The following is a 20,361-nucleotide window of genomic DNA, read 5'->3' as shown; positions in this document are numbered from 1 at the left end:
TCCCAAGCGGCATTCCCACGCAGAGCGTGGGAACGATCAGGCATAAAAAAACGCCCCCGGCCTTTCGACCGGGGGCGTTTTTCATTCAGCCTGAGTTAACTCAGTTCTTGGCTTTCTTGGCAGCGCGGGTACGCTCGCCTTCGTCCAGGATCTTCTTACGCAGGCGGATCGACTTAGGCGTAACTTCGCACAGCTCGTCGTCCTGGATGAATTCCAGGGCCTGTTCCAGGGTGAAGCGAACAGGTGGGACCAGAGCGATGGTTTCGTCTTTGCCCGAAGCACGCATGTTGTCGAGCTTCTTGCCTTTGGTTGGGTTAACGCCCATGTCGTTGTCACGGCTGTTCAGACCAACGATCTGACCGTTGTAGATCTCTTGACCGTGTTCAACGAACAGCTTGCCACGCGCCTGCAGAGTTTCCAGGGAGTAGGTCAGCGCCTTGCCGGTTTCTACCGATACCAGAACACCGTTCTGACGGCCGGACATGTCGCCGGACTTCATGGTGTCGTAGCGATCGAAGATCGAGGTCAGGATGCCAGCACCGTTGGTCAGGGTCAGGAACTGGTTACGGAAACCGATCAGACCACGCGCAGGGATGTTGTATTCCAGACGTACACGGCCTTTGCCATCCGGCACCATGTTGGTCAGGTCGCCCTTACGCAGGCCCATCTCTTCCATGACCTTGCCCTGGGATTCTTCAGGGGTGTCGATGGTCACGTTTTCGAACGGTTCCTGCTTCACGCCGTCAACCTGACGGATGATCACTTCTGGACGACCAACGCCCATTTCGAAGCCTTCGCGACGCATGGTTTCGATCAGTACCGAGAGGTGCAGCTCACCACGGCCGGAAACCTTGAACTTGTCAGCCGAGTCGCCTTCTTCAACGCGCAGTGCAACGTTGTACAGCAGCTCTTTGTCCAGACGTTCCTTGATGTTACGGGAAGTCACGAACTTGCCTTCTTTACCGCAGAAAGGCGAGTCGTTTACCTGGAAGGTCATGGAAACGGTTGGCTCGTCAACGGTCAGAGGCTTCATCGCCTCAACGTTGTCTGGCTGGCACAGGGTGTCGGAGATGAACAGCGAGTCCATACCGCTCACGCACACGATGTCGCCGGCGAAAGCTTCTTCAACGTCGATGCGGTGCAGGCCGTGGTGACCCATCAGCTTCAGGATACGACCGTTACGCTTTTTGCCGTCGGCGCCGATGGCGACAACTGGAGTGTTCGGCTTGACGCTACCACGCGCGATACGGCCAACACCGATAACACCCAGGAAGCTGTTGTAGTCCAGTGCCGAGATTTGCATCTGGAACGGGCCTTCACGGTCAACTTTTGGTGCCGGTACGTTGTCGACGATCGACTGGTACAGCGGGGTCATGTCTTCAGCCATGTCGGTGTGTTCCAGACCGGCAATGCCGTTCAGGGCCGAGGCGTAGACCACTTTGAAGTCCAGCTGTTCTTCGGTAGCACCCAGGTTGTCAAACAGGTCGAAGATCTGGTCCAGAACCCAGTCCGGACGCGCGCCTGGACGGTCAACCTTGTTGATGCACACGATCGGACGCAGGCCGGCTTCGAAAGCCTTCTTGGTCACGAAACGAGTTTGCGGCATAGGGCCGTCTTGAGCGTCAACCAGCAGCAGAACGGAGTCAACCATCGACATTACGCGTTCTACTTCGCCGCCGAAGTCGGCGTGGCCCGGGGTGTCCACGATGTTGATGTGGTAGCCGTTCCAGTTGATAGCGGTGTTTTTAGCCAGGATGGTAATACCGCGCTCTTTTTCCTGGTCGTTGGAGTCCATCACGCGCTCGTCGTTGAGCTCGTTGCGCTCCAGGGTGCCGGATTGACGCAGGAGTTTGTCTACCAGGGTGGTTTTACCATGGTCAACGTGAGCAATGATGGCGATGTTACGTAGATTTTCGATCACTTGTGTATCTCGATCAGAGGATTCGGTGTGCTGACAGGTCGTGGCAGCGATTAACAGTAGAGTCAGGCCTTGCCGTTACAGCTTGACGGCAGAGTCGGGGGGCCGGTGACGCAGGCCACAGGCAAACAGCCCCGGGCTCTTAGCTCGGTCGATAAACGCGCACATTGGCATACCCCTCACTGAGCAAATGGTGGGCATGCAGGCGACTCATCACGCCTTTGTCGCAATACAGCAGGTACTGACGGCTGTTATCCAGTTCCTTGAAGCGCGCGTTCAATGCGTAGAACGGCAGCGCTTGCACGTCGATGCCAGCGATTTCCAGCGGCTCATCCTCGGCGGCATCCGGGTGACGGATGTCGACGACAATCTGGCCGGCCAGGGCTTCGCTGACTTCTTCGATTTGCACATCCTGGCCCAATTCATCGATAACACGATCGATCGGGACCAGTTTGGCGTTCTCGAGCGCACGCTCCAGAATCGCCATATCAAACTGTTGTTCTTCATACTCCACGCGGTTGCGCTTGGCGTGGGTCTTGGGGTTCACCGAAATGACCCCGCAATATTCAGGCATGTGCTTGGCAAAGTCGGCCGTGCCGATTTCTTCTGCCAGGTCGATGATGTCCTGCTTGTGGCTGGCGATCAGCGGGCGCAAGACCAGCTTCTCGGTGACGCAATCAATCAGCGACAGGTTCGGCAGCGTCTGGCTGGACACCTGGGAGATCGCCTCACCGGTCACCAACGCGTCGATCTGCAACTGATCGGCGATTCGCGACGCAGCGCGCAACATCATACGCTTCAATACTACGCCCATATGACTGTTATCGACTTTGCCGAGAATTTCGCCCAGCACTTCCTCAAACGGCACGCTTACAAATAGCACGCGCTGGGAGCTGCCGTACTTCTTCCAGATAAAGTGCGCGACTTCCATCACGCCCAATTCGTGTGCACGCCCGCCCAGGTTAAAGAAGCAGAAGTGGCTCATCAGGCCGCGACGCATGATCTGGTAGGCCGCCACCGTGGAATCGAAACCGCCGGACATGAGTACCAGGGTCTGTTCCAGTGCGCCCAGCGGGTAGCCGCCGATACTGTTGTGCTGGCTGTGGATCACAAACAACCGTTGGTCGCGAATTTCCATGCGCACTTCAATTTGCGGCGCTTTGAGGGAAATTCCGGCGGCGCCGCACTCGCGACGCAGCTTGCTGCCGACGTATTTCTCTACATCCATGGAGCTGAAGGTGTGCTTGCCGGCGCGCTTGCAGCGCACCGAAAAGATCTTGCCTTCAAGCGACTCGCCGTAGTGCTGTTTGCACTTTTCGGTGATGTCATCGAAGTCGCCCAACGGGTACTCATCGACCTGCAGGAAATGCGCGATGCCCGGCATGCAACTCAGGCGCTCGGTCATGTCCTTCAAGGCTTTGGCGTCGGTTATGCGGGTTTCCAGCTCGAGGTTGTCCCACACGCCGTTCACCACCACAGCCGGGTCCAGGTCTCGGAGCACGGCACGGATGTTCTTGGCCAACTGACGGATGAAACGCGTCCGTACCGGTCGGCTTTTGATGGTGATCTCGGGGAAGACTTTTACGATTAATTTCATGGAAACAGCGCGCGCCGGGCCTGCTGAAAAAGGGGGGCGCGGATTATAGCGGAAATCGCTCAAGGTTTAACCAGTTAATATGCATCACAGACGCAACGCACCAAAACGGGTCATTTGCGCAAATTAACGCTACATTGCAGTGCGTTATTTATTCCGCTTCAGCGGATTGCACCGTTATAGGGGCCATTTTGAAGCAAAAAGGCCATGTTGGCGCACTGGCATGCAATTTGCTCTCTTGTGAGGCAGGTTGCCTTGGTCGAGTATTCGCGCCGGCATCACCCACATTCTAAGGGCTAACTCCACTACCCCAGCCCGAAGCCACCCGGAGGACACCATGTCGAAGTCGGTTCAACTCATCAAAGATCATGACGTTAAATGGATTGATCTGCGCTTCACGGACACTAAAGGTACTCAGCACCACGTGACCATGCCGGCTCGTGACGCGCTGGATGATGCGTTCTTCGAAGAAGGCAAAATGTTCGACGGTTCCTCCATTGCCGGCTGGAAAGGCATCGAAGCTTCCGACATGATCCTGATGCCGGACGACAGCACTGCCGTACTCGACCCGTTCACCGAAGACCCAACCCTGATCATCGTCTGCGACGTGATCGAGCCTTCGACCATGCAAGGCTACGACCGCGACCCACGTGCGATCGCCAAGCGCGCTGAGGAATACCTGAAGTCGACCGGTATCGGCGACACCGTATTCGTAGGCCCGGAGCCAGAGTTCTTCATCTTTGATTCGGTCAAGTTCAAGTCCGACATCTCCGGCTCCATGTTCAAGATCTTCTCCGAACAAGGTTCGTGGATGTCTGACCAGGACATCGAAGGCGGCAACAAAGGCCACCGTCCAGGTATCAAAGGTGGTTACTTCCCGGTTCCGCCGTTCGACCACGACCACGAAATCCGTACCTCCATGTGCAACGCCATGGAAGAGATGGGCCTGGTCATCGAAGTTCACCACCACGAAGTGGCGACTGCCGGCCAGAACGAAATCGGCGTGAAGTTCAATACCCTGGTAGCCAAGGCTGACGAAGTTCAGACCCTGAAGTACTGCGTACACAACGTGGCTGATGCCTACGGCCGTACCGCTACCTTCATGCCTAAGCCACTGTACGGCGATAACGGTTCGGGTATGCACGTTCACCTGTCCATCGCCAAAGATGGCAAGAACACCTTCGCTGGCGAAGGTTATGCCGGCCTGTCCGACACTGCCCTGTACTTCATCGGCGGTATCATCAAGCACGGTAAGGCCCTGAACGGCTTCACCAACCCGTCGACCAACTCCTACAAGCGTCTGGTGCCAGGTTTCGAAGCACCGGTAATGCTGGCCTACTCGGCGCGTAACCGTTCCGCTTCGATCCGTATTCCTTACGTGTCCAGCCCTCGCGCTCGCCGTATCGAAGCGCGCTTCCCGGACCCGGCAGCTAACCCATACCTGGCCTTCGCTGCGCTGGTAATGGCTGGCCTGGACGGTATCCAGAACAAGATCCACCCAGGCGACGCCGCCGACAAAAACTTGTACGACCTGCCGCCTGAAGAGGCCAAAGAGATCCCACAAGTGTGCGGCAGCCTGAAAGAAGCCCTGGAAGAGCTGGACAAGGGCCGTGCGTTCCTGACCAAAGGCGGCGTATTCAGCGACGACTTCATCGATGCCTACATCGAGCTGAAAAGCGAAGAAGAAATCAAAGTACGCACCTTCGTACACCCACTGGAATACGAGCTGTACTACAGCTGCTGATCCGGTAGCGCCGCTTAACGCGGCGTAACGAAAAAGACCTCCTTCGGGAGGTCTTTTTTTTGCCTGGCGTTTAGCGAGCCGGGGCGTGGCGGTCGAGCATGTTGCCCACCATCAAGGTGCCGAGGGCACTGAGCTGGTGAATGGCCAGGACGGTATCGCGGTGTTTGCCTTCCAGCGCCTCGGACAAATCAAGCAACAAGGTGCTGACCGAGGTAAAGGCTTCGAAACTGTTAATCAGCAGGGATTCGTCGTCGCTGTCGGGGTCGATGGCGATAACGGATGGCGGTGGATTTGGCGTTGCCTTGAACATGTCTTAACTTCCTCGAATGAGGCCGCCATCGACTCGCTACTAAACGATAGGGTGGCAGCTATGCGCAGGTTAGTAGACCGGGGAAGTTAAGCAAAAGCCGGCGCACCCGAAGGTGCCCTACGCACAGCCGCCATAAAGGTCGGAGTGGTACGACTTAACTTAACCCTCAGGCTACTAAACCTGATCGCTGATGAGCAGCGACCGAGCAACCTTAGAGACGACAAGCCAGCCGTACAAGCCGGCGGATTCTGGCGCACCTGTAGGCAAGCACGCAAGTTAAGGTAGCCTCTGGCTGACGCCACTGCAGGCCTGCAACCCGATTAAAAATGTGGGAGCTGGCTTGCCTGCGATGGCATCCGCTGGGTATACCTGATGCCCCGAGTTGCCCGCATCGCAGGCAAGCCAGCTCCCACAGGAGATCCGCTTTGAAACATCGACTTGTGTTCGCTTTGTTATTTATCAGCGCCAGTGCGAGCGCCGCGCCGCCCACTCTGGAGCCTTTGCTCAACAGCATCGCCGAACGCCTGGAGATTGCCGATCAGGTGGCCCTGAGCAAATGGGACAGCCACAAGCCCGTAGAGGACAAAAAGCGCGAACAAGAGGTGATCGCCAGCGTGGCGGCCCAGGCGCCCGGCTACAAACTCGACCCCGCCGCCGCTGAGCAGTTTTTTTCTGCGCAGATAGAGGCCAACAAGCTGGTGCAGTACACCCACCTGTCCGACTGGCAGTTCCAGGGCAAAGCCCCGGACGACCCGCGCCCGGACTTGGTAAAACAGATCCGACCACGGCTGGACCAACTGCAAAAAACCCTGCTGCAGCAACTGGCCGACTTCACCCCGCAGCGCACCGACCCGCAATGCCCGCAGTGGCTGGCCACCGCCGTGCATGAGCCGCTGAATGATCCGCTGCGCCAACTGGCAATGATCCGCGCCACCGCCGAGCTGTGCATCTACAAAGGTTAAAGCCTGCAAACCCAATCAAAACTGTGGGAGCTGGCTTGCCTGCGATAGCAATGGTGAATGTGCCACCGCTATCGCAGGCAAGCCAGCTCCCACATTGACCCCGCTCCTCCAGACAATTTTTCGCCAGCCATCACTTCCTGAACAACCTTCACAAAACCGCACTATATTGGTGCGACACCCTGCACACTTCCCACCCATCCAGCCCATTTTGGTTCGATTCTTCTCGATCAAGCTGGCAGAACGCCACAGTTTCGCGCCTAAAACCCTTATTTCAGGGGTTTAACGCTTCTTTTCGGAGCCTTGGTTTGGTTTTTGCATTTTCCTTGTATCAGCGTGTGCCTCAAGCCCGCGCCTTGCTCCAAAAGAGGTCCCGATGACCATCAGCGATGCACTGCACCGTTTGTTACTCGACAACCTGACCACCGCGACCATCCTGCTTAATGACGACTTGCGTCTTGAGTACATGAACCCGGCGGCGGAGATGCTCCTGGCCATCAGTGGTCAGCGCAGCCATGGGCAGTTCATCAGCGAATTGTTCACCGAGTCGGCCGAGGCCTTGAGTTCGTTGCGCCAGGCCGTGGAGCAGGCGCACCCGTTTACCAAGCGCGAAGCGATGCTCACCGCCCTCACCGGCCAGACCCTGACGGTCGACTACGCCGTGACCCCGATTTTGAGCAACGGCGCGACCCTGCTGTTGCTCGAAGTGCACCCCCGCGACCGTCTGCTGCGCATTACTAAAGAAGAAGCGCAGCTGTCCAAACAGGAAACCAGCAAGATGCTGGTGCGCGGCCTGGCCCATGAAATCAAAAACCCACTGGGTGGGATTCGTGGCGCCGCGCAGTTGCTGGCCCGTGAGTTGCCGGAGGAACACCTCAAGGACTACACCAACGTCATCATTGAGGAGGCCGACCGCCTGCGTAACCTGGTGGACCGCATGCTCGGCTCCAACAAGTTGCCGTCCCTGGCGATGACCAACGTGCACGAAGTGCTGGAGCGCGTGTGCCAGCTGGTCGAGGCCGAAAGCCAAGGCTGCATCACTCTGGTGCGCGACTACGACCCTAGCATTCCCGACGTATTAATCGACCGCGAGCAGATGATTCAGGCGGTGCTCAATATCGTGCGCAACGCCATGCAGGCCATCAGCAGCCAGAACGAACTGCGCCTGGGCCGCATCAGCCTGCGCACCCGCGCTCTGCGCCAGTTCACCATCGGCCATGTGCGCCACCGCCTGGTTACCAAGGTCGAGATCATCGACAACGGCCCCGGCATTCCTGCGGAACTGCAGGAAACCATCTTCTTTCCCATGGTCAGCGGCCGCCCGGACGGTACCGGGCTGGGCCTGGCCATTACTCAGAACATCATCAGCCAGCACCAGGGCCTGATCGAATGTGAAAGCCATCCCGGCCACACCACGTTCTCGATCTTCCTGCCATTGGAACAAGGAGCCCCCACGACATGAGCCGTAGTGAAACTGTGTGGATCGTCGATGACGACCGTTCTATCCGCTGGGTCCTCGAGAAAGCCTTGCAACAGGAAGGCATGACCACCCAGAGCTTCGACAGCGCCGACGGGGTGATGAGCCGCCTGGCGCGTCAGCAGCCGGACGTGATCATCTCCGACATCCGCATGCCCGGCGCCAGTGGCCTGGACTTGCTGGCGCGGATCCGCGAGCAGCACCCGCGTTTGCCGGTGATCATCATGACCGCGCACTCGGACCTGGACAGCGCTGTCGCGTCCTACCAGGGCGGTGCCTTTGAATACCTGCCCAAGCCGTTCGATGTGGACGAGGCGGTGGCGCTGGTCAAGCGCGCCAACCAGCACGCCCAGGAACAACAAAGCCAGGAAGCCCCGCCAGCCCTGACCCGCACCCCGGAAATCATCGGTGAAGCACCGGCGATGCAGGAAGTGTTTCGCGCCATCGGGCGTTTGAGCCACTCCAACATCACCGTGTTGATCAACGGCGAGTCGGGCACCGGTAAAGAGTTGGTGGCCCACGCGCTGCACCGTCACAGCCCACGGGCGGCTTCGCCGTTTATCGCGCTGAACATGGCGGCGATTCCGAAGGACTTAATGGAGTCCGAGCTGTTTGGCCATGAAAAAGGCGCGTTCACCGGCGCGGCCAACCTGCGTCGCGGGCGCTTTGAACAGGCGGACGGCGGCACGCTGTTCCTGGATGAAATCGGCGATATGCCGGCCGATACCCAGACACGCTTGCTGCGTGTATTGGCAGATGGCGAGTTCTACCGCGTTGGCGGGCACACGCCGGTCAAGGTCGATGTGCGCATCATTGCGGCGACCCACCAGAACCTCGAAACCCTGGTGCACGCGGGCAAATTCCGTGAGGACTTGTTTCACCGGCTGAACGTGATTCGTATCCACATCCCTCGGATGTCGGATCGCCGCGAAGACATCCCGACCCTCGCCCGCCACTTCCTCAGCCGCGCCGCGCAAGAATTGGCGGTGGAGCCGAAGCTGCTCAAAAGCGAGACCGAGGAATACCTCAAGAACCTGCCGTGGCCGGGCAACGTGCGTCAGTTGGAGAACACTTGCCGCTGGATCACGGTGATGGCATCCGGGCGTGAGGTACACATCAGCGACCTGCCACCGGAGCTGTTGAGCCTGCCGCAGGATTCGGCCCCGGTGACCAACTGGGAGCAGGCGCTGCGCCAATGGGCCGACCAGGCCCTGGCACGCGGCCAGTCGAACCTGCTGGACAGCGCCGTACCGGCCTTCGAGCGCATCATGATCGAAACCGCCTTGAAGCATACCGCCGGCCGCCGCCGCGATGCCGCCGTGCTGCTCGGCTGGGGCCGTAACACCTTGACGCGCAAGATCAAGGAGCTGGGGATGAAGGTCGATGGCGGGGATGATGATGAGGGTGATGAAGCCTAACTGCTGATCGTTCCCACGCTCGGCGTGGGAACGCCTCCCCGGACGCTCCGCGTCCGAGGCTCACCGCAAGTTCAGATCTGTGCACTGGTGACGCGGAGCGTCACACGATGCATTCCCACGCGGAGCGTGGGAACGATCAGGTGGAGTGCACCGCTTCAATGCACCATGAACTAGCATCGCGCACATCCAGCCAGCCTGAAACACCCGCCGAATCAAGAAAACATCAAACCGCAAAAACACCAAAGCCCCGTATTCCGGGGCTTTGCGCTTTCTGGCGAAATTTTTTGGCACACATTGCAACTTCTGGCACGCGCCCTGCAATAACCCTTACATCACCCAGTTTCGGGGACCTTGGTACAGGCAGGCCGAGAATCCCCTCTTTACACCCGGGGTGCTTGATGCGGATCGCGTCGCGCCCCACACCCGTTTCGGGAACCTCGGTACAGGCAGGCCGGGGATTCCCTCTTTAACACCGAAGCCTTGCAAGGCTTCACCCCGTTTTGGGAGCCCTGGTACAGGCAGGCCGGGAACTCCCTCTTTTATTCCTCGCGCAGATGGATCTGCAGCCGCCAGCGACCCTCGGCCTTCTCCCCTTTCCATTCCCCGCGCAACGGCCGAGCCGCCACCAGGTTCAGCAGCAGGCCGCCATCGGTCTTGCGAACGCGCCAATTCACGTCCTTGTCGTTGACCTTGAGTTGCCCGCTGGCAGCCTTGCCTTGCGCGCCGAACAGCAGCGCCACGGTGCCGTCGATATGTTCGCCGTGCAGCTTGGGTTCGCTGTTGAACCACACCACCACGCCGTCTGCCGCTGTTTCTACCTGCTGCAACTCAACCGGATCCGGCGTGGTCAGGCGACCGATCATCAGCCCGATCATCAAGCCAACAATCGCCAGTGAACCCATCACCCGTGGCAATAGCTTCGGCCTTGGGTCGTCTTCAGGGGTAGAATGCAACGCATCTTTGCCTTCGGAGCCGTGCATGTTTCACGTCATCCTTTTTCAACCAGAAATTCCGCCGAATACCGGCAACGTTATCAGGCTGTGCGCCAACAGTGGCTGCCACCTGCATTTGATCGAGCCGCTGGGCTTTGACATGGACGACAAACGCCTGCGCCGCGCCGGGCTGGACTACCACGAGTACGCCACGCTCAAGCGCCATGCCGACCTCGCAAGCTGCCTGGAAAGCCTGGGCCACCCACGGCTGTTCGCGTTCACCACCAAGGGCTCGCGACCGTTTCATGATGCCAGCTTTGCCGAAGGCGACGCCTTCCTGTTCGGCCCGGAAAGTCGTGGCCTGCCGGCGGAGGTGCTTGATGCTTTGCCCGATGGCCATCGTCTGCGTTTGCCGATGCGCGAGGGTTGCCGCAGCTTGAACTTGTCCAACACTGTAGCCGTCGCGGTTTACGAAGGCTGGCGCCAGCTCGGCTTCAAGTAACGCATAAACAAAATGTGGGAGCAGACCTGTGTGGGAGCTGGCTTGCCTGCGATGCAGTCACCTCGGTGTATCAGTGATACTGAGGTGATGCTATCGCAGGCAAGCCAGCTCCCACACAAGCCCGCTCCCACATTTTTTATCGCGTCAACTTACTGAACAGTCGACGAACCTTCCTGTTGCATCCGCTGCAGCTCTTGCGCGTACAGGGCATCGAAGTTCACCGGCGCCAGCATCAGCGCAGGGAACGAGCCACGGGTGACCAGGCTGTCCAGGGTCTCACGGGCATACGGGAACAGGATGTTCGGGCAGAACGCGCCCAGGGTGTGGCTCATAGACGCTTCGTCCAGGCCCTGGATCAGGAAGATACCAGCCTGTTGCACTTCAGCGATGAAGGCTACTTCTTCGCCGTTCTTAACAGTCACGGACAAGGTCAGCACGACTTCGTGGAAGTCGCCTTCCAGAGCCTTTTGACGGGTATTCAGGTCCAGCGCAACGCTTGGGGTCCATTCCTGGCGGAAGATGGCCGGGCTTTTCGGCGCTTCGAACGACAGGTCACGCACGTAGATCCGCTGCAGCGAAAACTGTGGGCCTTGAGCTTCTGCTGCTTCGGTGTTCTGTTGGTCAGTCATCGCAGATCCTTCTTGATCTTGGGGTCTTTTAGGGTTTAGGAGTCAGACGAGCAGCAGCGCATCGAGTTTACCGGCGCGCTCCAGAGCGAACAGGTCATCGCATCCACCGACATGCTTGTCACCGATCCAGATCTGCGGCACGGACGTGCGTCCCGCTTTCTTGGTCATTTCGGCGCGCACCTGGGGTTTGCCGTCGACCTTGATCTCTTCGAAGGCAATGCCCTTCTTCTCAAGCAGGGCCTTGGCCCGCATGCAGTAGGGGCACCAATCGCTGGAGTAAACGACAACCTGGCTCATATCACTTCACCAGCGGCAGGTTATCGGCCTTCCAGCTGCCAATACCGCCGGACAGTTTGGCGGCGGTGAAACCGGCTTTGAGCATCTCGCGGGCGTGGGTGCCGGCGTGCTGGCCTTGGGCGTCGACCAGAATAATGGTCTTGGCCTTGTGTTTTTCCAGCTCGGGCAAACGGGCGATCAGCTTGTCCTGTGGAATGTTCAGGGCGCCGACGATATGGCCGGCGGCGAAATCCTTGGCCGGGCGGATATCCACGACAACGGCCTCATCCTTGTTGACCAGTGCGGTCAGCTCCGACGTGCTCAGGCTGCGGCCACCGCGGCTCATTTCATGAGCGATCAGCAGCGCCAGCAGGATGACGAAGGCACCCGCGAGCAGGTAGTGGGCAGTGGCAAATGCAATCAGGTGATCAACCATCAAGGAGGTTCCAGGGCGTTAAAATGGCGGTAAGTATACACAGCCGTCAGGGGCGGCCAACCCCCGTAAAGCGGTGACGTGGTCGGAACTTCGCTTTAAACTGCTACTCCCTTTTAGATTGCCTTCCTTTATTACCGCCGCGAGAGGATCTATGACTACCACGCCTAAACCTTTGGTCCTGATAATTCTCGATGGCTTCGGACACAGTGAAAGCCACCACGACAACGCCGTGTACTCGGCCAACAAGCCGGTACTCGACCGCCTGACGGCCACCGTACCCAACGGCCTGATCTCCGGCTCCGGTATGGATGTGGGCTTGCCGGACGGCCAGATGGGCAACTCGGAAGTCGGCCACATGAACCTCGGCGCCGGACGAGTGGTATACCAAGACTTCACACGCGTGACCAAATCGATCCGCGACGGCGAGTTCTTCGAGAACCCGACCATCTGCGCGGCGGTGGATAAAGCAGTCGCAGCCGGCAAGGCCGTGCACTTCATGGGCCTGTTGTCCGACGGCGGCGTTCACAGCCACCAGGATCACCTGGTCGCCATGGCCGAGCTGGCCTTCAAGCGCGGCGCCGACAAGATTTACCTGCACGCCTTCCTCGACGGCCGCGACACCCCACCTAAAAGCGCGCAATCGTCCATCGAACTGCTCGACGCCACCTTCGCCGCGCTTGGCAAGGGCCGTATCGCCAGCCTGGTCGGCCGTTACTTCGCCATGGACCGCGACAACCGTTGGGACCGTGTCGCCCAGGCCTACAACCTGATCGCGCAAGGCCAGGGCGAATTTCACGCCGCCACCGCCCAGCAAGGCCTGGAAGCCGCCTATGCGCGTGGCGAGAGCGACGAGTTCGTCAAAGCCACCACCATCGGCGAGCCGGTGAAAGTGGAAGACGGCGACGCCGTAGTGTTCATGAACTTCCGCGCCGACCGTGCCCGCGAACTGAGCCATGTATTCGTTGACGCCGGTTTCAAAGACTTCGAGCGCGCCCGCCAGCCGAAGGTCGAGTTCGTCATGCTCACCCAATACGCCGCCAACATCCCGGCCCCGGCAGCTTTTGCCCCGGGCAGCCTGGAAAACGTGCTGGGCGATTACCTGGCGAAAAACGGCAAGACCCAGCTGCGCATCGCCGAAACCGAGAAATACGCCCACGTGACCTTCTTCTTCTCCGGCGGCCGTGAAGAACCGTTCCCAGGCGAAGAACGCATCCTGATCCCGTCGCCCAAAGTCGCCACCTACGACCTGCAGCCGGAAATGAGCGCGCCGGAAGTCACCGACAAGATCGTCGATGCCATCGAACACCAGCGTTACGACGTGATCGTGGTCAACTACGCCAACGGTGACATGGTCGGCCACAGCGGCAACCTGGAAGCGGCCGTTAAAGCCGTAGAATGCCTGGACCTGTGCGTCGGCCGTATCGTCGACGCCCTGGAGAAAGTCGGCGGCGAGGCGCTGATCACCGCCGACCACGGCAACTGCGAGCAGATGTCCGACGAATCCACAGGCCAGGCCCACACCGCTCACACCACCGAGCCGGTGCCGTTCATCTATGTCGGCAAGCGCGACCTGAAAGTGCGTGAAGGCGGCGTGCTGGCGGACGTAGCGCCGACCATGCTGAAACTGATGGGGCTGGAGAAGCCGAAAGAGATGACCGGTACTTCGATTCTGGTCTGAAACAGTTCGGGGGTTGCTCAAAGCGAGTAGCCCGTCAATAATGAAGGTGAGCGCGAAACCAGTTGCCTCCAGCGGCGATAACTGGCGTAGGAACCCCGTTGATGACTGGACATCAGCGTAGGGTGAGACCTCCACACCCCTGCTTGAGGGTGTGTATATGAATATCAAGCGCTCTAACTTAGGGCAGTTCGAGAGAACTGCCCTTTTCTTTGCCTGTTATAAAAGTTGGTAGCGTTTGTAAAGCAGCTCCCCATGGCGATGCTTATTCAGCGCCTTGGCATCGGTCTGCATGAAATTCAACAACACATTGCCTGCCTGGATATTCACCACCACCAGCATTTGTCGCTTGGTTTCATAAGCACCGATGAACGCCAGCCGAGCCGAGCCGTCGCTATAGGCGACACGCCAGATTTCCAGAGGCCCTGTCAGCGTATCCAGCGCGAATTTTACGTATCGTTCTCTGGCATCCTGCCGCTTTTCAACAATGTGCCCCAGCGTCGTGCGCTGGATCAACACCCTGCCCAGAGGGGAATCTATACAAACCTGAGGGCATGTCGAATCGGTAATCCCCAGATTTGAAGCTACGATATCGACAGCATCGGCAATGTCTTTGCCCGCCAACACCTCCTCGAGTGCGCAAGATCGTAGAGCCCGATCAAGGCTACGCAGGTCGGGCAATCCGTAATCGAGCCAGGTTTGCTGGCCTTTTGACTCATGAACACCGGACATTGCCGATCGCGCCAACTGACTGATTAGAGGGCTCGTGAGTCTATTCTCAGCAGCAAACACCAGTGCAGGTGGAGCGTTTCAAAGCGTTTCTTCGATAGTGTTTAACCTTCAAACCGCCCAATTAAATCGCCCTGAAAGGCTTTTTATGACGAACGCCTCAAAGCAGATGGCGTTGAGGCGTTTTTTTTGCGGCGCTTGGCGGGCATACTAGGCCGTCCATTTCCCTGGTGTCGCCCGCCTCTATGCTTCGCGCCTTGATTTCCCTCGCTCTTGTCTGCCTGCTCCAACCGGCGTTTGCCGATGAGCGCGCACAAACCCAACAACAGTTGGACGCTACGCGTCAGGACATTACCGAGCTGAAAAAGCTGCTCGGCAAGCTCCAGGAAGAAAAATCCGGGGTGCAGAAAGACCTGCGCGGCACGGAAACCGAGATGGGCAAGCTCGAGAAGCAGGTCCAGGAGCTACAAAAAGAATTAAAGAAGAGCGAGTCGGAACTGGAGCGACTCGACGCTGAGAAAAAAAAACTCCAGAGCGCACGCGTTGAACAGCAACGCCTGATCGCGATCCAGGCCCGCGCCGCCTACCAGAGTGGCCGCCAGGAATACCTCAAGCTGCTGCTCAACCAGCAGAACCCGGAGAAATTCGCGCGCACCCTCACTTACTACGACTACCTGAGCAAGGCGCGCCTGGCACAATTAAAGGGTTTTAATGAAACCCTGCGCCAGTTGGCCAATGTCGAGCAGGAAATCGCCGACCAGCAGTCGCAACTGATGGATCAGAAAACCGCCCTCGACACTCAGCGCGACCAGTTGGACAAGGTGCGCAAGGAGCGCCAGCAAGCCCTGGCCAAGCTCAACAATGACGTGAAGGCCCGCGACGCCAAGCTGCAGGCCCGCGAACAAGACCAGGCCGACTTGGGCAAAGTGCTCAAAACCATCGAGGAAACCCTGGCTCGCCAGGCACGTGAGGCTGAAGAAGCGCGGCAAAAAGCGCTGATTGCCCAGCAGGAAGCAGAAAAAAAGCGCCAGCGTGAAGCCGAGCTGGCCGCTACCACTGATGCGCCAGCGCCGCGTAAACCGGCGCGTGCAGCGCCCGGGCCGCTGGTTTCCAGCTCCGGCGAGAACTTCGGCGGCCCTTTTGCTTCAGCCCGCGGCAAACTTCCATGGCCCGTTGATGGTCGACTGCTGGCACGCTTTGGTGAAACCCGTGGCGATGACACCCGCGCCAAGTGGGATGGGGTGATGATCAGCGCCGCCGCCGGCAGCCAGGTCCACGCCGTTCACGGTGGCCGTGTGGTGTTTGCCGATTGGCTGCGCGGGGCCGGTTTGTTGGTGATTCTTGACCACGGCAATGGCTATTTGAGCCTTTACGGCCACAATCAGACATTACTCAAGTCGGCAGGTGATGTTGTAAAAGCCGGTGAATCCATCTCCACTGTCGGTAACAGTGGTGGCCAGGACACCCCGGCGCTGTACTTCGCTATTCGTCAGCAGGGCCGCCCGAGCGACCCTGCACAATGGTGCCGTTCCCAAGGATAGGGCTGCACCTACATTAGGAGTTCGTTCGACATGCTGCATTTGTCCCGCCTCACTTCGCTGGCCCTGACGATCGCCCTGGTGATCGGCGCGCCGCTGGCTTTTGCCGACCAGGCTGCATCGGCACCCGCCGCCACCGCAGCGACCACCAAGGCGCCGCTGCCGCTGGACGAGCTGCGTACCTTTGCCGAGGTCATGGACCGGATCAAGGCAGCCTATGTCGAACCCGTAGACGACAAGACCCTGCTGGAAAATGCCATCAAGGGCATGCTCAGCAACCTCGACCCGCACTCCGCCTACCTGGGGCCGGAAGACTTTGCCGAGCTGCAGGAAAGCACCAGCGGTGAATTCGGCGGCCTGGGCATCGAAGTCGGCTCCGAAGATGGCCAGATCAAAGTGGTCTCGCCGATCGATGACACGCCTGCGTCCAAGGCGGGCATTCAGGCCGGCGACTTGATCGTGAAGATCAACGGCCAACCAACCCGTGGCCAGACCATGACCGAAGCCGTCGACAAGATGCGCGGCAAGCTCGGCCAGAAAATCACCCTGACCCTGGTACGCGACGGCGGCAACCCGTTTGACGTGACCCTGGCCCGCGCGACCATCACGGTCAAGAGCGTGAAGAGCCAGCTGCTGGAGTCGGGCTACGGTTACATCCGTATCACCCAGTTCCAGGTCAAGACCGGCGACGAAGTGGCCAAGGCCCTGGCCAAACTGCGCAAAGACAACGGCAAGAAACTCAACGGCATCGTGCTCGACCTGCGTAACAACCCAGGCGGCGTGCTGCAGTCGGCGGTTGAAGTGGTCGACCACTTCATCACCAAAGGCCTGATTGTTTACACCAAAGGCCGTATCGCCAACTCCGAGTTGCGCTTCTCGGCCACCGGCAACGACCTGAGCGAAGGCGTGCCACTGGCCGTGCTGATCAACGGCGGCAGCGCTTCGGCGTCGGAAATCGTCGCCGGTGCCCTGCAAGACCAGAAACGCGGCGTGCTGATGGGCACCACCAGCTTCGGCAAAGGCTCGGTGCAAACCGTATTGCCGCTGAACAACGACCGCGCCCTGAAGATCACGACGGCGCTGTACTACACGCCGAACGGTCGCTCGATCCAGGCCCAGGGCATCGTGCCGGACATCGAGGTGCGCAGGGCCAAGATCACCAACGAGGTCGACAGCGAGTACTACAAAGAGGCCGACCTTCAAGGTCACTTGGGCAATGGCAACGGCGGCGCCGACCAGCCGACCGGCAGCGGCAGCAAAGCCAAGCCGATGCCGCAGGACGACGACTATCAACTGGCCCAGGCGCTGAGCCTGCTTAAAGGCCTGAGCATTACGCGCAGCCGATGATATGCGTTTTGCCCTGATCATCGCTGTGCTGTGCAGCCTGGCAGGCGTCGCCCATGCGACCCCTGCCGGCGAGCCGCAAAAAGCCTACCTGACCCTTATCATCGACGACCTGGGACAAAACCTGCCCAGGGACCGTCGTGTGCTGGCCCTGCCTGGGCCGGTGACCACGGCGATCATGCCCGACACGCCCCACGCCGCCGAATTTGCCCGTGAGGCACACAAGGCCGGCAAGATCGTGATCCTGCATATGCCTATGGACCCGGCCACCGGCCCGTTCGCCTGGCACCCCGACTTGCCTATCGAAGAACTCGGCAAACGCCTGGACGCCGCCTTCAAGGTTGTGCCCTATACCGCCGGCATCAACAACCATATGGGCAGCCGCATGACCGCCCAGCCAGCGGCGATGGCGTGGCTGATGGCCGAGCTGCAACGGCGCAACAAGTTCTTTGTCGACAGCCGCACCAGCGCACAGACCGTCGCCGCCGCCGAGGCGCAGAAGATCGGGCTGGCGCATGTGTCGCGGGATGTTTTCCTGGATGACGAACGCACCGAAGCGGCGATTGCCACACAACTGCAAACCGCGATCAAGCTGGCCCACAAGCAGGGCTCGGTGGTGATGATCGGCCACCCTTACCCGCAAACGCTGGCGGTACTGGAGCGTGAGTTGCCCAAGCTCAAGGCCCAGGGCATCGACTGGATTGATATCAAGTTGATGATCAGCGTGCGCAGCAACCTAGCCATGGCTGCACACGGTAAAAACGGGACGTATCTTCCGGCGCGTAGATAGTTACCGCTCGGCGCCGAGTGCACTGCTCGATAGTTGATGCTCCCATCAACTGGAGAGCCCTCCATGAAGCCTCTGCAATTCAATGACCTGCTCATCAGCTTTACCAGCGAGTTTCTGCCGCTGTGGAACGACAAGGGGTCGGGCGCGCACAAAGCCGTCGGCCTCTGGCGGCCGAGCACCGCCTCCGATGCACTGAGACCGTTTTTTACCTTGGGTGATATTGCGGTCGACCACTATCGCAATATCAACCAAGGCAACGTTGTCGCCGTCGTCAGCGACGCGAACAACGTCGACGGCACGGCCCTGCGTGCGCCCGTCGATTATCAATTGGTGTGGCAGGATGAAGGCTCCGGAGCGCTGAGCAATGCATCTATCTGGCGCCCGCTGCCGCCAGAGGGCTATGTGGCGATGGGGCTGGTGTACGGCGTGGACTACGACAAACCCTCACGCCATGCCGTGCGGTGCGTGCGAAAAGACCTGGTGATGGCCGCTAAAACGGGCGAATTGATCTGGGACGATAAAGGCAGCGGCGCCACCAACGACTTAAGCCTCTGGTCGGTGACACCTCCCGATGCACCCGCCGGCGAAATATACCTCGCCCCCGGCACCTTCATAGGCCATGGCGACTATGCCAAGCCAAGCCTTGAGACCTATTCACTGCGCCTGACATTGACAGCGCAACTGCACGACCTGCCGCCACCGCCCGCGCTCAGCGGGTACGAAAGCCCGGGCAATGATGAATCCGTCCACGCGCCTCAGGTGTGTGAGCTGCCATGGTTCTGTGTCAAAGACCCGGAGTTGGCCGTGATCGAACAGTTTCAGGCATCGCCCACCTACCGCCTGGAGCGCACGGACCGCCACCTGTGTGTCGGCTTTGGGCACAACACCGAAGCTACCAGTCAGCCATTCATGTGGACGGCCGCGAAAGGTGAAGTAAGCGGGACTGCCAAGGCAATGGCGGCCAACACCAGTATCGGTCTGGGCAAAGAGTGGCCGGTGGGCGAACACGTCTTTGAATTGAGTTTTTCGGCGCACCTGGATCGCGACTTCACACACACGCAGCGCTCGGCGAAAGGCTGGGACCAGGCTTCGTCGCTGGAAATCATCACTTATGTTCCGCCGAAAAAAGCCGTTGCGGCGTACCTTGTCCAAAGCGAATACCGCCTGCTGCGAGAAGACGGCAGTCAGGTTTCAAGCACCGCCAGCTATACCAATGGTGACCACGTGTACATAAGCGAGTCTCCAAACGCAGAGGTGCTGCCTGATGAGTCACCTCAAGCAGAGCCCGAACTAGAGGTAACGGGCCATGATCTGATCGACACCACCCTCACCCCGTAACTGCTCGAGTGCCGCCTGAAGCTTGGCCACCACCTCATCCGGCACGTCTTTGTTCAGCGCCAGGTACAACTGGGCACTGTTGAAGCGCAGCACGGTTTTCAGTTGGGTCACCCCCACTTGGCGAGCCAGATAACGGCCCGCCGGATCGCCGGTGGCCCACAGGTCGATCTGGCCATCCACCAGCTTTTGCGCATTGTCCTGATCACGCAGCGCAACGATGGGCTTAAGGCCCTGCTTTTCCAGGGTCTCGGCAATGGCGTCACCTTTGTAGGCGCCGACCTTGTATCGACGAGCCTGTTCAAGGTCTGTCAGCTCAATCTTGCTGTCGGCCTTGGCCAGCATCACCCAATCATCCGGGCCGATGGGGCCGACCCATTTGAACAGGGCTTCGCGGTCTGGCAGGCGCGCCATCACAAAGACACCGTAGCCGGGCTTTTCCAGGGCGAGTTTGTAGATGCGCTCCCAAGGAAAACGCAAAGTCAGGTTGTAGGAAATGCCGGCTCGCTTGAACGTCTCGCGCACGATATCGACGGCGATGCCCTCGATGTTTTCTTCCTTGGCGAAGTTCTTGCCGTTTTTCGCCATGTTGTAGGGCGGGAAGTTTTCCGTCAGCAACACCAGGGAGGCGTCGGACGGTTCCTCGGCGTGAGCCGAGCCCGTCAACAGAATGGACGTACTGGCGAGAGCAAGCAGAAGGGTCTTGAACATGAAGGCTACCGGAATCCATGGCAAGCGCAGAGAGTGCCCCGCGC

19 protein-coding genes are annotated in these 20,361 nt (G+C 59.3%); 10 read left to right on the top strand and 9 right to left on the bottom strand.

Going from position 1 to position 20,361, the window contains the following annotated elements; genetic code table 11:
• Positions 1 to 100 precede the first annotated feature (100 nt).
• Together typA and thiI are read right to left on the bottom strand one after the other, a co-directional pair.
• Positions 101 to 1,921, bottom strand: coding sequence for a translational GTPase TypA (gene typA, locus GIW28_RS18265; RefSeq protein WP_003217997.1), 1,821 nt, complete (start codon positions 1,919 to 1,921; stop codon positions 101 to 103).
• Between the two features lie 139 nt (positions 1,922 to 2,060).
• Positions 2,061 to 3,515, bottom strand: a complete 1,455-nt coding sequence (gene thiI, locus GIW28_RS18260) for a tRNA uracil 4-sulfurtransferase ThiI (protein WP_065930794.1) — start codon at positions 3,513 to 3,515, stop codon at positions 2,061 to 2,063.
• Positions 3,516 to 3,849: 334 nt separating this feature from the next.
• Between thiI and glnA the strand changes: the two genes are divergently transcribed.
• Positions 3,850 to 5,256 (top strand): glutamate--ammonia ligase, encoded by a 1,407-nt coding sequence (glnA, locus tag GIW28_RS18255; RefSeq protein WP_017138628.1) that lies wholly within the window; start codon positions 3,850 to 3,852, stop codon positions 5,254 to 5,256.
• Positions 5,257 to 5,326: 70 nt separating this feature from the next.
• Here glnA and GIW28_RS18250 read toward each other — a convergent pair whose 3' ends face one another.
• Positions 5,327 to 5,566 carry a DUF6124 family protein gene (locus GIW28_RS18250; RefSeq protein WP_099549494.1) on the bottom strand — a complete coding sequence of 80 codons (240 nt, stop codon included), beginning with the start codon at positions 5,564 to 5,566 and terminating at the stop codon, positions 5,327 to 5,329.
• 326 nt (positions 5,567 to 5,892) lie between these two features.
• Between GIW28_RS18250 and GIW28_RS18245 the strand changes: the two genes are divergently transcribed.
• From GIW28_RS18245 to ntrC, 3 genes are all read left to right on the top strand, one after another.
• Positions 5,893 to 6,528 carry a chorismate mutase gene (locus GIW28_RS18245; RefSeq protein ID WP_442963239.1) on the top strand — a complete coding sequence of 212 codons (636 nt, stop codon included), beginning with the start codon at positions 5,893 to 5,895 and terminating at the stop codon, positions 6,526 to 6,528.
• Between the two features lie 373 nt (positions 6,529 to 6,901).
• The gene (glnL, locus tag GIW28_RS18240; RefSeq protein ID WP_017138631.1) at positions 6,902 to 7,987 is read left to right on the top strand and encodes a nitrogen regulation protein NR(II); all 1,086 of its coding nucleotides are present in this window, start codon (positions 6,902 to 6,904) and stop codon (positions 7,985 to 7,987) included.
• A complete protein-coding gene (gene ntrC, locus GIW28_RS18235; protein ID WP_017138632.1) occupies positions 7,984 to 9,420 on the top strand; it encodes a nitrogen regulation protein NR(I) in 1,437 nt (478 codons plus the stop codon). The genes glnL and ntrC overlap by 4 nt, the downstream gene beginning before the upstream one ends.
• A 539-nt stretch (positions 9,421 to 9,959) precedes the next feature.
• On the opposite strand, the gene GIW28_RS18230 is transcribed toward ntrC, so the two are convergent.
• Positions 9,960 to 10,400, bottom strand: coding sequence for a hypothetical protein (locus GIW28_RS18230; RefSeq protein ID WP_017138633.1), 441 nt, complete (start codon positions 10,398 to 10,400; stop codon positions 9,960 to 9,962).
• Here GIW28_RS18230 and GIW28_RS18225 point away from each other — a divergent pair.
• On the top strand, positions 10,399 to 10,854 hold the full coding sequence (locus GIW28_RS18225; RefSeq protein ID WP_003171120.1) for a tRNA (cytidine(34)-2'-O)-methyltransferase: 456 nt from the start codon (positions 10,399 to 10,401) through the stop codon (positions 10,852 to 10,854). The genes GIW28_RS18230 and GIW28_RS18225 overlap by 2 nt on opposite strands.
• A 149-nt stretch (positions 10,855 to 11,003) precedes the next feature.
• On the opposite strand, the gene secB is transcribed toward GIW28_RS18225, so the two are convergent.
• The 3 genes from secB to GIW28_RS18210 are packed head-to-tail and all read right to left on the bottom strand — an operon-like array spanning position 11,004 to position 12,195.
• On the bottom strand, positions 11,004 to 11,483 hold the full coding sequence (gene secB, locus GIW28_RS18220; RefSeq protein WP_012721755.1) for a protein-export chaperone SecB: 480 nt from the start codon (positions 11,481 to 11,483) through the stop codon (positions 11,004 to 11,006).
• Positions 11,484 to 11,525: 42 nt separating this feature from the next.
• Positions 11,526 to 11,780 (bottom strand): glutaredoxin 3, encoded by a 255-nt coding sequence (grxC, locus tag GIW28_RS18215; protein ID WP_017138634.1) that lies wholly within the window; start codon positions 11,778 to 11,780, stop codon positions 11,526 to 11,528.
• A gap of 1 nt (position 11,781) precedes the next feature.
• Complete coding sequence (locus GIW28_RS18210; RefSeq protein ID WP_017138635.1) at positions 11,782 to 12,195, bottom strand: rhodanese-like domain-containing protein; 414 nt, start codon at positions 12,193 to 12,195, stop codon at positions 11,782 to 11,784.
• A 151-nt stretch (positions 12,196 to 12,346) separates the two neighbouring features.
• On the opposite strand from GIW28_RS18210, the gene gpmI reads away from it, so the two are divergent.
• Positions 12,347 to 13,873 (top strand): 2,3-bisphosphoglycerate-independent phosphoglycerate mutase, encoded by a 1,527-nt coding sequence (gene gpmI / locus GIW28_RS18205; RefSeq protein ID WP_236447331.1) that lies wholly within the window; start codon positions 12,347 to 12,349, stop codon positions 13,871 to 13,873.
• A 216-nt stretch (positions 13,874 to 14,089) separates the two neighbouring features.
• On the opposite strand, the gene GIW28_RS18200 is transcribed toward gpmI, so the two are convergent.
• Positions 14,090 to 14,602 carry a PBECR2 nuclease fold domain-containing protein gene (locus tag GIW28_RS18200; protein ID WP_236447330.1) on the bottom strand — a complete coding sequence of 171 codons (513 nt, stop codon included), beginning with the start codon at positions 14,600 to 14,602 and terminating at the stop codon, positions 14,090 to 14,092.
• A gap of 242 nt (positions 14,603 to 14,844) precedes the next feature.
• Here GIW28_RS18200 and GIW28_RS18195 point away from each other — a divergent pair, with 242 nt between their 5' ends.
• From GIW28_RS18195 to GIW28_RS18180, 4 genes are all read left to right on the top strand, one after another.
• Positions 14,845 to 16,140: a murein hydrolase activator EnvC family protein gene (locus GIW28_RS18195; RefSeq protein ID WP_017138638.1), complete on the top strand. Its 1,296-nt coding sequence runs from the start codon at positions 14,845 to 14,847 to the stop codon at positions 16,138 to 16,140.
• A 30-nt stretch (positions 16,141 to 16,170) separates the two neighbouring features.
• Positions 16,171 to 17,484 (top strand): S41 family peptidase, encoded by a 1,314-nt coding sequence (locus tag GIW28_RS18190; RefSeq protein WP_017138639.1) that lies wholly within the window; start codon positions 16,171 to 16,173, stop codon positions 17,482 to 17,484.
• 1 nt (position 17,485) lies between these two features.
• Positions 17,486 to 18,271 carry a divergent polysaccharide deacetylase family protein gene (locus GIW28_RS18185; protein ID WP_138449379.1) on the top strand — a complete coding sequence of 262 codons (786 nt, stop codon included), beginning with the start codon at positions 17,486 to 17,488 and terminating at the stop codon, positions 18,269 to 18,271.
• A 63-nt stretch (positions 18,272 to 18,334) separates the two neighbouring features.
• Positions 18,335 to 19,609, top strand: coding sequence for a Vps62-related protein (locus tag GIW28_RS18180; protein ID WP_236447329.1), 1,275 nt, complete (start codon positions 18,335 to 18,337; stop codon positions 19,607 to 19,609).
• Here the strand turns inward: GIW28_RS18180 and GIW28_RS18175 are convergent.
• Complete coding sequence (locus tag GIW28_RS18175) at positions 19,562 to 20,317, bottom strand: substrate-binding periplasmic protein (RefSeq protein ID WP_017138642.1); 756 nt, start codon at positions 20,315 to 20,317, stop codon at positions 19,562 to 19,564. The two genes, GIW28_RS18180 and GIW28_RS18175, sit on opposite strands and share 48 nt — an antisense overlap.
• Between the last annotated feature and the right edge of the window lie 44 nt (positions 20,318 to 20,361).

This window comes from Pseudomonas sp. PA-5-4B (assembly GCF_021606215.1).
Classification (GTDB): domain Bacteria; phylum Pseudomonadota; class Gammaproteobacteria; order Pseudomonadales; family Pseudomonadaceae; genus Aquipseudomonas; species Aquipseudomonas edaphica.
The sequence above is the reverse complement of the archived record's forward strand: the minus strand, read 5'-3'. Positions and strand labels throughout refer to the sequence as shown.